The organism is Pseudomonas sp. 2024-210, from assembly GCF_045062345.1.
Lineage (GTDB): Bacteria > Pseudomonadota > Gammaproteobacteria > Pseudomonadales > Pseudomonadaceae > Aquipseudomonas.
In genome coordinates this window covers 24,948-37,373 of the sequence record NZ_JBJGEJ010000006.1, presented here as the reverse complement: position 1 = coordinate 37,373, position 12,426 = coordinate 24,948, and the positions used below count along the sequence as shown (strand labels likewise).

12 protein-coding genes are annotated in these 12,426 nt (G+C 57.4%); 5 read left to right on the top strand and 7 right to left on the bottom strand.

Annotated elements, in window-relative coordinates; translation table 11 throughout:
* Together ACI7MX_RS10590 and yjiA are read left to right on the top strand one after the other, a co-directional pair.
* Positions 1-198, top strand: coding sequence for a YbdD/YjiX family protein (locus ACI7MX_RS10590; protein ID WP_122785869.1), 198 nt, complete (start codon positions 1-3; stop codon positions 196-198).
* An 82-nt stretch (positions 199-280) separates the two neighbouring features.
* On the top strand, positions 281-1,243 hold the full coding sequence (gene yjiA, locus ACI7MX_RS10585) for a GTPase (RefSeq protein ID WP_405586957.1): 963 nt from the start codon (positions 281-283) through the stop codon (positions 1,241-1,243).
* Between the two features lie 129 nt (positions 1,244-1,372).
* On the opposite strand, the gene ACI7MX_RS10580 is transcribed toward yjiA, so the two are convergent.
* From ACI7MX_RS10580 to ACI7MX_RS10570, 3 genes are read right to left on the bottom strand one after another with little or no spacing between them, the layout of a single operon-like run.
* Entirely contained in the window at positions 1,373-1,540 is a 168-nt protein-coding gene (locus tag ACI7MX_RS10580) for a DUF2474 domain-containing protein (protein ID WP_314484658.1), read from the bottom strand.
* A gap of 56 nt (positions 1,541-1,596) precedes the next feature.
* Positions 1,597-2,604, bottom strand: a complete 1,008-nt coding sequence (gene cydB, locus ACI7MX_RS10575) for a cytochrome d ubiquinol oxidase subunit II (RefSeq protein ID WP_314484655.1) — start codon at positions 2,602-2,604, stop codon at positions 1,597-1,599.
* A 3-nt stretch (positions 2,605-2,607) separates the two neighbouring features.
* Positions 2,608-4,047, bottom strand: coding sequence for a cytochrome ubiquinol oxidase subunit I (locus ACI7MX_RS10570; RefSeq protein WP_405586961.1), 1,440 nt, complete (start codon positions 4,045-4,047; stop codon positions 2,608-2,610).
* Positions 4,048-4,453: 406 nt separating this feature from the next.
* On the opposite strand from ACI7MX_RS10570, the gene ACI7MX_RS10565 reads away from it, so the two are divergent.
* On the top strand, positions 4,454-5,680 hold the full coding sequence (locus ACI7MX_RS10565) for an MFS transporter (RefSeq protein WP_405586964.1): 1,227 nt from the start codon (positions 4,454-4,456) through the stop codon (positions 5,678-5,680).
* 118 nt (positions 5,681-5,798) lie between these two features.
* On the opposite strand, the gene ACI7MX_RS10560 is transcribed toward ACI7MX_RS10565, so the two are convergent.
* Positions 5,799-6,341 (bottom strand): DJ-1 family glyoxalase III, encoded by a 543-nt coding sequence (locus tag ACI7MX_RS10560; RefSeq protein ID WP_405586967.1) that lies wholly within the window; start codon positions 6,339-6,341, stop codon positions 5,799-5,801.
* Positions 6,342-6,381: 40 nt separating this feature from the next.
* The gene (locus ACI7MX_RS10555; RefSeq protein ID WP_405586970.1) at positions 6,382-6,819 is read right to left on the bottom strand and encodes a DUF4879 domain-containing protein; all 438 of its coding nucleotides are present in this window, start codon (positions 6,817-6,819) and stop codon (positions 6,382-6,384) included.
* Positions 6,820-7,029: 210 nt separating this feature from the next.
* On the opposite strand from ACI7MX_RS10555, the gene ACI7MX_RS10550 reads away from it, so the two are divergent.
* Complete coding sequence (locus ACI7MX_RS10550; RefSeq protein WP_314484642.1) at positions 7,030-8,325, top strand: NCS2 family permease; 1,296 nt, start codon at positions 7,030-7,032, stop codon at positions 8,323-8,325.
* A complete protein-coding gene (trmA, locus tag ACI7MX_RS10545) occupies positions 8,322-9,410 on the top strand; it encodes a tRNA (uridine(54)-C5)-methyltransferase TrmA (protein WP_405586974.1) in 1,089 nt (362 codons plus the stop codon). Before ACI7MX_RS10550 ends, trmA begins: the two co-directional genes overlap by 4 nt.
* 195 nt (positions 9,411-9,605) lie before the next feature.
* Here the strand turns inward: trmA and ACI7MX_RS10540 are convergent, their stop codons facing one another.
* Positions 9,606-10,277 (bottom strand): TetR/AcrR family transcriptional regulator, encoded by a 672-nt coding sequence (locus ACI7MX_RS10540; RefSeq protein ID WP_314484636.1) that lies wholly within the window; start codon positions 10,275-10,277, stop codon positions 9,606-9,608.
* A gap of 87 nt (positions 10,278-10,364) precedes the next feature.
* Positions 10,365-12,275 (bottom strand): 3-dehydroshikimate dehydratase QuiC, encoded by a 1,911-nt coding sequence (gene quiC, locus ACI7MX_RS10535; RefSeq protein ID WP_405586977.1) that lies wholly within the window; start codon positions 12,273-12,275, stop codon positions 10,365-10,367.
* Positions 12,276-12,426 lie beyond the last annotated feature (151 nt).

The window sequence follows — 12,426 nt, the reverse complement described above, 5'->3', positions numbered from 1 at the left end:
ATGTTCAATGACCTGAGTCGCCTCGGTAAATACCTCGGTCAGGCTGCACGCCTGATGGTCGGCATGCCTGACTACGACAACTACGTCGAGCACATGAAAACCAAGCATCCGGACAAACCGGTGATGAGCTACGAGGCGTTCTTTCGAGAGCGTCAGGAAGCGCGATACGGTGGCAAAGGTGGGCCAAAATGTTGCTAGCCCGCTAAGCCGCGTTGCATGACATCAGTGGGAGCAGCCAGTCTGCTCCCCTTTTTATTTCTGCTGTTCGGGAGACTTCAGCATGTCTGCGCCAATCCCCGTTACCATCCTCAGCGGTTTTTTGGGGGCCGGTAAAACCACCTTGTTGCGTCATATGCTCAAGGCTGAACACGGGCTGAAAATCGCCGTGATCGAAAATGAGTTCAGCGATGCGGGCATCGACACCCAATTGCTGGGCGACGAGCCTGTGCAAGTCATGACCCTGTCCAATGGCTGTGTGTGCTGCACCATTTACACCGACCTGACCAAAGCGCTGTACTTGCTGCTTGAGCGGCTGGACAGTGGCGAGATCGCCTTCGATCGACTGGTCATTGAGTGCACCGGGCTGGCCGATCCGGCCCCTGTCGCACAAACCTTCTTTATTGATGAAGAGCTGCGTGAGCGTTACCTGCTGGACGGCATTATTACCTTGGTGGACGCGGCCCATGCCGATATTCATCTGACGCAAACCATCGCCCAAGCGCAGATTGGCTTTGCAGACCGGTTACTGGTGAGCAAGCGCGACCTGGTGGACGACGCCACTTATGAAGCGCTGTGCGAGCGCCTGACGCGGATTAATCGGCGGGCACCTATTCGGGCGGTTGAGCAGGGTCGTATTGATCTGGCTGAACTGCTGGACGTGCGTGGGTTTAACCTGAATGCGGACATAGGCGGTGGGCTGAGCCTGCGCCCGGTGCAGCCGATAAAGACGGCAGATCGTATTTCCAGTTTGGTACTGCGTACTGAAACGCCTCTGGATATCGATCGCCTTAGCGCGTTTATGAACGAGCTGCTGGAGGAGCATGGGCCGCAATTGTTGCGTTACAAAGGCGTGCTGAACATTGCCGGCGAGGATCGACGCTTGGTGTTTCAGGGCGTGCTCAAGCTTTACGGCTTTGACTGGGACACCGATTGGGCCGAGGGTGAGCCGCGTGAAAGCGTGATGGTATTTATTGCTGATGACTTGCCAGAGGCCAAAATTCGCGAGGGGTTTGCACGGCTGTAGGATTGAGTCGCGGCCGGCCCTCACCCCAACCCTCTCCCGGAGGGAGAGGGGGCTGATATGCGCTGTGCTTTTAGTCCCCTCTCCCTCTGGGAGAGGGCTAGGGTGAGGGGCTCTTGACTGAAATAGGGGTCAGTGGCTTTTCATGCCAGCGGCGGTCATGAACAGCCGGATCAGCATGGCAAATACAAACAGACTCGCCACACTGGCCGTCCAGATCAGTACCAACCAGCCAATGCGTTGCCACAGTGGCTTTTTCTCAGCCTCTTGCACGTCATTCAGATAATCCTTGCCAGCCATGTTCAGGCCTCCTCTTGGGAAAGGCTGCGGCCATCAGGCCGCAGCGGCAGTGACGACTAGTGGTAACCGTCTTCGTGGGTTACTTTGCCGCGGAACACGTAGTAGCTCCAGAAGGTGTAACCCAGGATGAACGGGATGATGAACAAGGTGCCCACCAGCATAAAGCCCTGACTTTGAGGAGGTGCAGCGGCATCCCAGATCGAGATCGACGGCGGAATGATGTGTGGCCACAGGCTGATGCCTAAGCCGCTGTACCCCAGAAAGACCAACACCAGCGTCAGCAGGAACGGGGTGTAGTGAGCATTGCGGGCAATCGCCTTGATCAACCCATAAAGGGTGACCAATACCAGAATCGGCACCGGCAGGAACCAGAACAGGTTAGGCAAGGTAAACCAGCGTGCAGCAATGTCTGCATGGGTCAGCGGTGTCCACAGGCTGACAATACCCATGATCACTAGCAACGCCAGCGCCAAGGGTTTGCCCAGCTTGTGCATGCTAGCTTGCAATGGCCCTTCAGTTTTCATGATCAACCAGGTGCAACCGAGCAAGGCATACGCCACGATCAGCGCGATCCCGCAGAACACGGAGAACGGCGTCAACCAGTCCAGCCCGCCTCCCGCATACTGGCGATTGATTACCGGGATGCCATCAATGAAGGCCCCCAGCGCCACGCCCTGAAAGAACGTGGCAACCAGCGAACCGCCAATGAACGACATGTCCCAGATATGACGTTTCTCGGCACGCGCTTTAAAGCGGAACTCAAAAGCTACACCGCGAAAGATCAAGCCCATCAGCATCAAGATCAACGGCAAGTACAACGCCGACAAGATGACCGAATAGGCCAGCGGGAAGGCGCCAAACAATGCGGCACCGCCCAGAACCAACCAGGTTTCGTTACCGTCCCAGACAGGCGCAACGGTGTTCATCATCACGTCACGGTCTTTCTCGCCCTTGATAAAAGGAAAGAGGATGCCGATCCCGAGATCGAAGCCATCCATGACCACATACATCATGACGCCGAAGATGATGATGATTGCCCAGATAAGTGGCAGATCAATTCCCATGACTCAATTCCCCTTAGGCAGGCTGTCGCTATGGCCTTCTTCTGTACCCTCATGGGCAGCAGAAAGAGGACGTGCAGGCGTGCGCGGCTGACCTGGCCCACCTTCGTTATGTTCGTCACCCTCATGGGTAATAGGACCTTTGCGCACCAGACGCATCATGTACCCCAGACCCACACCGAACAGCGAGAAGTACACCAGCACAAACAGAACCAGGGTGACGCTCATTTGCGTAACGCTATGGTTGGACGAGGCATCTGCGGTGCGCATCAGCCCGTACACCACCCACGGCTGACGACCGATTTCAGTGGTGAACCAGCCAGCAAGAATGGCGATCAGTCCCGAAGGTCCCATCCACAGCACCAGCCGCAAGAAGTGACGGTTTTCATACAGCGTGCCGCGTTTACGCAACCACAGGCTCCACAGACCGATAAAGATCATCAACATGCCCAAGGCAACCATGATGCGGAAGCTAAAGAACACGATGGTCGAGTTCGGACGGTCCGCAGCCGGGAAGTCTTTCATGGCCGGGATTTGTTCATCCAGACTGTGGGTCAGGATCAGGCTGCCCAAATAAGGCAGTTCGATCTTGTAGTCAGTGGTTTCGGTTTTCATGTTCGGGATGCCGAACAGGATCAGCGGGCTAGGCTCTCCGGGTTTGTTTTCCCAGTGACCTTCAATGGCGGCAATTTTTACCGGCTGGTACTTCAGGGTGTTCAAACCGTGCGCATCACCGATGAAGGCTTGCACGGGTGCAACCACCAGCGCCATCCACATGGCCATCGAAAACATACGGCGAATCGTTGGTGTATTACGCCCGCGCAGCAAGTGCCAAGCCGCCGACGCGCCTACAAAGAAGGCGGTGGCCACAAAGGCTGCTGTTGCCATGTGCGCTAGACGGTACGGGAAGGAAGGGTTGAACACCACCGCCAGCCAGTCCACCGGAATCACTCGACCATCGATAATTTCGAAGCCCTGAGGGGTCTGCATCCAGCTGTTGGACGCCAGAATCCAGAAGGTCGAAATCAGCGTGCCAATAGCGACCATGATGGTCGAAAAGAAGTGCATGCCGCGACCAACACGGTTCCAGCCGAACAGCATAACGCCCAGAAAGCCGGCTTCAAGGAAGAATGCGGTCAGTACTTCGTACGTCAACAAAGGCCCGGTTACAGCACCGGCGAAGTCAGAGAAGCGTGACCAGTTGGTGCCGAACTGATACGCCATGACCAGGCCGGACACCACGCCCATCCCAAAGTTGACTGCAAATATCTTCGACCAAAAGTGGTACAGATCACGGTAGGTATCGTCACGGGTTTTCAGCCACATGCCTTCGAGCACCATGAGATAACTGGCGAGACCGATGGTAATGGCGGGAAAAATGATGTGAAACGACACGGTAAACGCGAACTGAATTCGGGCGAGATCGAGAGCCTCCAAACCGAACATAAGTCTTCCTCTATCAGGTATCAGGTCGTTCAGGACACCGGCAGGACACCGGAATCCAACTGCCCAGCGGGCGATGGTCTTGGCGAATAAGGCTTCGCTCTCCTAAACCAGTACTCAAAGGGATCTGGCCGTCTGGCCACTCCAGAAACCTTAAAAAGGCTTTGATCTGGATCAAGCATTGAAGCAAGAGTAGTCCAATATTGGCACGACGCTAATGTGGTTTGTTGTCGCGTGACAGGTTGCCCCAGCCCTTGAAATAGACCGTTGCCAGATCCGTAAGAACGCCTAAATGACGCGTTATTTCATCGCACTGGCGTCGCTTTTAGAGGGGGGCTCGACCAAGTCATTGTTTGTTACATAAAAATGATAACCTCGACACACCCCGCCCATTGCCACGATGTTTTCAATGACCAGCCAGCCTCTTTTGCTACGTCACCACCGGCCGTTTGTGGCCTTTTGGTTTGCCCGTATCTTCACCGCCAGCGCCTTTCAAATGCTCACCGTGGCCATTGGCTGGAACCTCTACCAATTGACCGGCAGTGTGATGGACCTTGGCTGGGTCGGTTTGATCGAATTCGCGCCACGCCTTCTATTTATGCTGCACACCGGGCATGTGGCTGATCGCTATGATCGGCGTAAAGTGGCGGCCCTGTGTCAGACCTTGCAAGCCATAATCGCGCTGACACTGGCCATCAGCAGTGCAACCGACCAGATTTCGCGTGAAATGATCTTTGCGCTGGCCTTTGCACTGGGCGCGACCCGCTCCTTTGAAATGCCCGCGACCCAGGCATTGCTCCCCTCAATCGTGCCGGTCGAACTGTTCCCGCGAGCCGTAGCAGCGGCGCAGGCCGCACAACAGTCGGCCACCATTGTTGCGCCCGCGGTTGGCGGGTTGCTGTATGCGTTTGGCAGCGTGTGGGTCTATGGCCCCAGCGTGGCGCTGTACCTGATTGCGGCCCTGCTGATGAGCACCCTGCCCGCCCGCCAGTTACCCCTCAATAAAGCCAAGGCCACGCTGGACTCATTGTTGGCGGGCATTCGCTTTATTCGCAGCCGTCCGGACGTGCTGGGCGCGATCTCTCTCGATTTGTTTGCGGTGCTGCTGGGCGGCGCGACAGCATTGCTCCCGGTATTTGCCAAAGACATCCTGCTCACCGGCCCTTGGGGACTGGGCATGTTGCGCTCGGCCCCTGCAGTTGGGGCTTTGCTGATGTCCTTGTGGTTGGCCCGATTCCCGGTTGAGCGCAAAGTGGGGCGCGTCATGTTTACTGCGGTAGGGGTGTTCGGCGTCGCGACCATTGCGTTCGGGCTGTCCACATCCTTCTGGTTTTCGCTGGCTGTTTTGGGGGTACTGGGCGCTGCAGACATGATCAGCATGGTGATCCGCGCCTCGTTTGTGCAGCTCGAAACGCCGGACGAAATGCGCGGCCGCGTCAGCGCCGTCAACGGGCTGTTTATCGGCGCGTCCAATCAACTGGGCGAGTTTGAATCCGGCACAACTGCGCATTGGCTGGGCACTGTGCCCGCCGTCGTACTGGGCGGTGTTGGCACGCTGGTGGTCACAGGGCTGTGGATAAAACTGTTCCCTGGGCTGGCCAACCGGGATCGGATGGTGGAGCTACCTAAACCATAACACCCAATTGCGTACGGCCCGTAGCCGCTGCCGAAGGCTGCGTTCGATTGCGAAGCGATCGTGACAGGGTGGCTGACTTTACGACGACTGCGTCGCCGATCGCAGCCTTCGGCAGCGGCTACAGGTTTATTAGGGCATTACGCCGGGCCTTGCCGCACAGTTGCTCCACCAGCGCCAGGGCAAAGGCCAGTGCCGCCGCCGAGCCTTGCGCCGTGATGCAATTGCCATCGACTACCACGGGTTGGTCAACGTAGTTGCACCCCGAGAGTTGATCGCTTACCGATTCCATGCAAGTCATGCGCCTGCCTTTAAGCACTCCGCCTTCCTGCAACACCAACACGGGCGCCTGCGCAATGGCTGCATAGAAGCGACCCGCCCGCGCTTGCTCCTTGAGCATTTGCATCAATGGCTGATGCGCCGCCAAATGCTCACACCCCACCACGCCACCCGGCAATACGATCAAGTCAAACGGCTGCGCCAGCAGATCGACCAGCATACCGTCGGCTGTCAGGCGGGTGCCTCGGGCGCAGGTCAGCATGCGCCGCCCTTCAATACTGGCGACCACCACTTCTATGTCGGCGCGACGCAGCACATCGATCAGCGTCACGGTTTGCAGGTCATCAACACCTTCGGCTACAGGTATCAGGGCTCTAAAGGTCATAAGCGTTCTCACACAGAGGTCCTATGAGCTTAGGCCAGCTTCACTTTATAAACAGCCGCGCAGCCAACCGAGTGTGTGGAGGCACCAGTGAGGTGTTACTGAACTCAAACCAACCCTCGTTTTTGTTACCCAAATCGAAGGTATACAGGTAGCCCGTGGTCGTTCCACCCCGCTGACAGTCTTCCAGCCCCGTGCCCCGGTTGCAGACAGGGGCACGAACACCGTCTATTTTCTGCCCATTGAGCGTCACATTCGGCTGGCCGCCATAGCCCCGTTCAAGCACATACACCTTTATATTCGGGCCATTGTGATCGCATCGGGTTTGCTCCCGGGCATCGGAAACGTCCTCTGCGGCGCAGGTTCGCGACACCACCTTGAGAATTTCAACAGCGCTCAACGGCATGGCCGGCGCAGCGTGCAACATGCCACTGGCCAGCAGGCTGAGAAAAACAAAAAAACCTGTGAACGTACGCTTCATAAATCTCCCTCAAACTTGGCACGCAGTATGCCTGTGCCCTCCTCGTTACAAAACATCGCCCGCTGGGGTCACCAAGGCAGCCAGACGCCCACGCTGCTGGTATGATGCGCGGCTTTTTCCGAGCGACAGATAATCTTCAGATCCAAGAGGTCTGTGCGTTGCTGTTGAAAACGATTTAATTACGGCGCATTGGGCGCCACGGGGACTGGCATGCTGGAAAGGCTGTTTCAACTCAAGGCACACAATACCAACGTGCGCACCGAGATACTGGCGGGTATCACCACGTTTCTGGCGATGGCCTACATCCTGTTTGTGAACCCGAGCATTCTGGGTGAAACAGGCATGGATAAAGGCGCCGTCTTTGTGGCCACCTGTCTGGCGGCCGCTATTGGCTCCGCCGTCATGGGCCTGATCGCCAACTACCCGATTGCCCTCGCGCCGGGTATGGGCCTGAACGCCTTTTTCACCTACACCGTGGTGCTGCACATGGGCCACACCTGGCAAGTGGCGTTGGGTGCGGTATTTATTTCAGCGGTACTGTTTTTCCTGTTGTCGATTTTTCGCATCCGCGAATGGATCATCAACAGCATCCCGCTGCCGTTGCGTTCGGCCATTGCAGCCGGTATCGGCCTGTTTCTGGCGCTGATTGCGCTGCACAACGCCGGCATCGTGATCTCCAACAAGGACACCTTAGTGGGAATGGGTGATCTGGCCCAGCCGAAAGTAGTGCTCGCGTCCTTGGGTTTTGCCCTGATCGTCGCCCTTGAAGCCCTTAAAATGCGCGGCGCCGTGCTAATCGGCATTCTGGCCGTGACCATTGTTTCGATTCTGATGGGCGTGACCGAGTTTGGTGGCGTGGTGTCGATGCCGCCGTCTCTGGCGCCGACCTTCCTGCAACTGGACATTAAAGGTGCACTGGACGTTGGCCTGATCAGCGTGATCTTCGCCTTCCTGTTCGTTGACCTGTTCGACAACTCGGGCACCCTGATTGGTGTGGCCAAGCGCGCAGGCCTGATGGGCAAAGACGGGCACATGCCGAAAATGGGCCGCGCCCTGATCGCTGACAGCACCGCGGCCATGGCCGGTTCGTTGCTGGGCACCTCGACCACCACCAGCTACATCGAGTCGGCAGCCGGCGTGAGCGCTGGTGGCCGTACCGGTCTGACCGCTATCGTGGTCGGCATCATGTTCCTGCTGGCGTTGTTCTTCTCGCCACTGGCCGCCAGCGTTCCCGCCTTTGCGACCGCCCCGGCGTTGATGTTTGTGGCCGTGCTGATGATGAGTGGCCTGGCCGAAATCGACTGGGAAGACATCACCGTGGCCGCGCCGGTGGTCATCACCGCGCTGGCCATGCCGTTCACCTACTCCATCGCCAGCGGCATCGCCTTCGGCTTTATTTCCTGGACGGTGATCAAGTTGCTGTCGGGCCGCGCCCGCGAGCTGAACGCGCCGTTGGTCATTCTGTCGATTCTGTTTGTGGTCAAGCTAGGTTGGTTCCCCGCATGAGTGTTTTGCCGTTTGATGCTGCTACCTACGCCGTTGAGTTAGAGGCCAAGGCCAATCGCCTGCGCGAGTTGTTGGCGCCTTTCGATGCCCCTGAGCCTTTGGTGTTCGACTCGCCCCTCAAGCACTTTCGCCTGCGCGCCGAGTTCCGCCTGTGGCGTGAGGGCGGCGAGCGTCACTATGCGATGTTCGCCCAGGACGACAAGCGAACGCCGATCCTGATTGAAGACTTCCCGATTGCCAGCCTGCGTATCAATCAACTGATGCCGCAGCTCAAAGCCGCGTGGCAAGCCAGCGCTGCCCTGAGCCACAAGCTGTTTCAGGTGGAGTTTCAGACCACGCTGGCGGGCGATGCGATGGTCACTCTGTGCTATCACCGCCCGCTGGACGAGCATTGGCACACCGCTGCCGAGCAGTTGGCCAAAGACCTGGACATCAGCGTGATTGGCCGCTCCAAGGGCAAGCGCACGGTGATTGGTCGCGATTACGTGGTCGAGAAGCTGGACGTGGCCGGTCGCACCTTCACGTATCAACAACCTGAAGGCGCGTTTACCCAGCCTAACGGCACGGTCAACCAGAAGATGCTCAACTGGGCGTATGAGGCGCTGGGCGAACGTTCGGATGATTTGCTGGAGCTGTATTGCGGCAATGGCAACTTCACCCTGCCGCTGGCGACCCGGGTGCGCAACGTGCTGGCCACTGAAATCAGCAAGACCTCGGTGAATGCTGCGCTCAATAACCTGCGCGATAACGCTGTGGATAACGTCACACTGGTGCGGTTGTCGGCAGAGGAATTGACCGAAGCGTTGAATGACGTGCGTCCGTTCCGTCGCTTGCAGGGGGTAGACCTGAAGGGCTACGAATTTGGCAGCGTATTCGTTGACCCGCCGCGTGCGGGCATGGACCCGGACACCTGCGAGCTGACCCGTCGTTTCGACAACATTCTGTATATCTCGTGCAATCCGCTGACTTTGGCCGAGAACATTGCCCAACTGCACGATACCCATCGTATCGAGCGTTGCGCCGTGTTTGATCAGTTCCCGTGGACTCACCACATGGAATCGGGTGTGTTGCTGGTTCGTCGGTAAGACAGAGCTACCCTCACCCCAACCCTCTCCCAGAGGGAGAGGGGGCTGATTTGTGGTGATTTTGAAGCCGCGTGCGGTCTGCTTTTAGTCCCCTCTCCCTCTGGGAGAGGGAGCTGGATCTGTGTCATTACGCAAATCTGCTTTTGCTTTAAGTCCCCTCTCCCTCTGGGAGAGGGCTAGGGTGAGGGTCTGCTTTTAAGCTTTTAGATAGCGCAACACCGAGTCACTGATCATCTCCCGATGACGCTGTTTGATCTGATCATCCGACAGGTCGATCTGGAATATCTCTCCCAGCGTATAGCGGTTCGACACCCGATAAAAACAGAACGAACTGACCAGCAGGTGAACGTCCAGTGCATTAAGCCCTGGCCGAAAAACACCCTGCTCAACGCCCCTGCGCAATATCCCGTCAAGCGCCTGCACAATCGTGTCGTTGGTCGCCTTGATCCCTTCCGAGCGCTTGATGTATTCGCCTTTGTGGATGTTTTCGACGCTGACCATCCGCACAAAATCGACATGCTGATCGTGATGATCGAAGGTGAACTCCACCAGCCGCTGGATCGCCTGCACCGGCTCTAGTTCATCGAGAGGCATCTGGCTCTCGATGCCCCTGATGTCCCCGTATAACTTCTCAAGAACCTCGACGTAGAGCTGCTCTTTGCTGGTGAAGTAGTAATAGATCATGCGCTTGGAGGTGCGCGTGCGCTCGGCGATGGCGTCCACCCGCGCACCGGACAAGCCTTGCTGGACAAACTCCACCAAGGCTTCCTGCAGGATATTTTCCCGAGTCTTTTGCGGGTTGTTCTTGCGGCTTTTACGCGGCTCGGCAGCCGCAGCCTGCGCGTCGGGTTCTGGTATAGAAGTCATTGGAGGCTCACGGCCATCGAAAGATGGCGGCGATTATGAGCCGCCCCGACCTGCGAAGGAAGACGCCAATCGTATGAGCCCATGCCTTTACAACTTGGTCTGGCGAACCGCACCACTGCGTGATTTGGCCATCGCCGCCAAACGCACCGCCACATTGGCTGCACCATAACCGGCATAGCCGTTTTTGCGCTGTAACAGCTCGAAAAAGAAACGCCCTTCAAACGGCTCGGTATACACATGGAACAACTCGCCGCCGTTGGCGTCACGGTCATACAACACGTTGTAATAGGCCAGCTCGCTCAAAAACTCATCATCAAAATCAAAACGGGCCGCCAAGTCATCGTAGTAGTTGAGCGGGATGTCCAATAGCGGTACGCCCGCCTCTTTGGCCCGGCTGACTTCGGCAAACAGGTCGTCGCATTCAAACGCAATGTGGTGCACGCCCGAGCCGCGATAACTCGACAAGGCATGGGAAATCGCCGTGTTTCTATTCTCGGAAATGTTGAGCGGTAGACGGATCGAGCTGCATCGGCTGCGCAGCGCACGGCTTTTAACCAGACCGTAAGGGTCGGGCAACACCACTTCATCGTCGGCCTCGAAATCGAGCACGCTTTTGTAAAACAGCACCCAACTGTCGAGGCTATCCGCCGGCAACGCCATCGCCATATGGTCGATACGCTTGAGCCCGGCCTGCGGTGTCGCGCCAGGGTTCAAGTTGAAATCCGACTCGTACAACGGTTTACCGGCAGCGTCTTTATCGACCAGATAAATCAGGCTGCCATCAGGCGCACGCACGGCCGCCAGCTCCAGCTCATTGGGCCCGACCAACCCGCGATAGGGCTGGCCCTTGTAGGCCACCGCCCGCGCCAATGCGCTGGCACTGTCCTGCACCCGTATCGCCGTGGCACACAACGAAGGGCCGTGGGCTTCAAAGAAATTATGCGCAAACGAATAAGGCTCGGCATTGAGGATCAAATTAATGTCGCCCTGACGCAGCAAACTGACATTTTTGGAGCGATGCTGCCCCGCTTTGCTGAACCCCAAACGCTCCAACCAGTGGCTCAGTTTGGCACCCTGGCTTTCATCCACCGCGAACTCCAGAAACTCGATACCGTCGTAGTCGCTGGCCTTGGGCGGCGCGAACAACGGCTCAAGGGCGGGCGCCGGAGCGGCCTGTTCAATCAGCCGCGCGCGGGTTTTCTCTTCCAGGTACAGCAATGAACGGAACCCGTCTGCCGCATTGGCACGGGTCGGTGCAGCGCGAAAACCATCGTTGAAGATTTCCAGCGATAACGGCCCGGTGTAGCCACTTTCAATGATCGGTGCCAAAAAGCCCGGCAAGTCGAACTCGCCCTGCCCCGGAAAACAGCGGAAATGGCGACTCCACTCCAGCACGTCCATGGCCAGAATCGGCGCGTCGGCCATTTGCACAAAGAAGATTTTGTCACCGGGGATCTGTGCAATCCCACTCGGATCCCCTTTGAGCGACAAGGTGTGGAAGCTGTCGAGCAACACGCCCAGATTCGGGTGATCGATCTGGCGAACCAGGTCCCAGACCTGTTGCCACGTGTTGACATGGCGTCCCCACGCCAGCGCTTCGTAGCCAATGCGCAAGTCGCGCGCGCCCGCACGCTCGGCCAGCAGGCTCAGGTCATCCAGCAGGATCTGCCGGTCGCCGACTGAATCGGCGGCCGCGTTACTGCACACCAGCACCAGATCAGTGCCCAACTCCTGCATCAAATCGAACTTGCGCTCTGCGCGATCCAGATTGCGCGCCAGCCGGTCACGGCGGCAGCCTTCAAAGTCCCGAAAAGGCTGGAACAGACTGATGGTCAAGCCCAGATCAGCACAGATCTGGCGCACTTCACGCGGGCTGCCGTCGTAATACAACAGGTCATTCTCGAAGATTTCGACCCCGTCAAAACCCGCCGCCGCAATAGCGTCCAGCTTTTCCGGCAGGGTGCCGCTCAGGGAAACAGTGGCAATCGAGCGCTTCATTTATAACTCCCGGTAGACGCTGGCATGTGTTGATAGCTTGATTATTAAGGGCGCTCTATTATTGAGCAATCACTGTGTACCAACCGGTTAGTTTTATGTGCGATTATCGAACAAAATGCCCTGTCGTGAATTGACGGTTTTTTATCCAGTC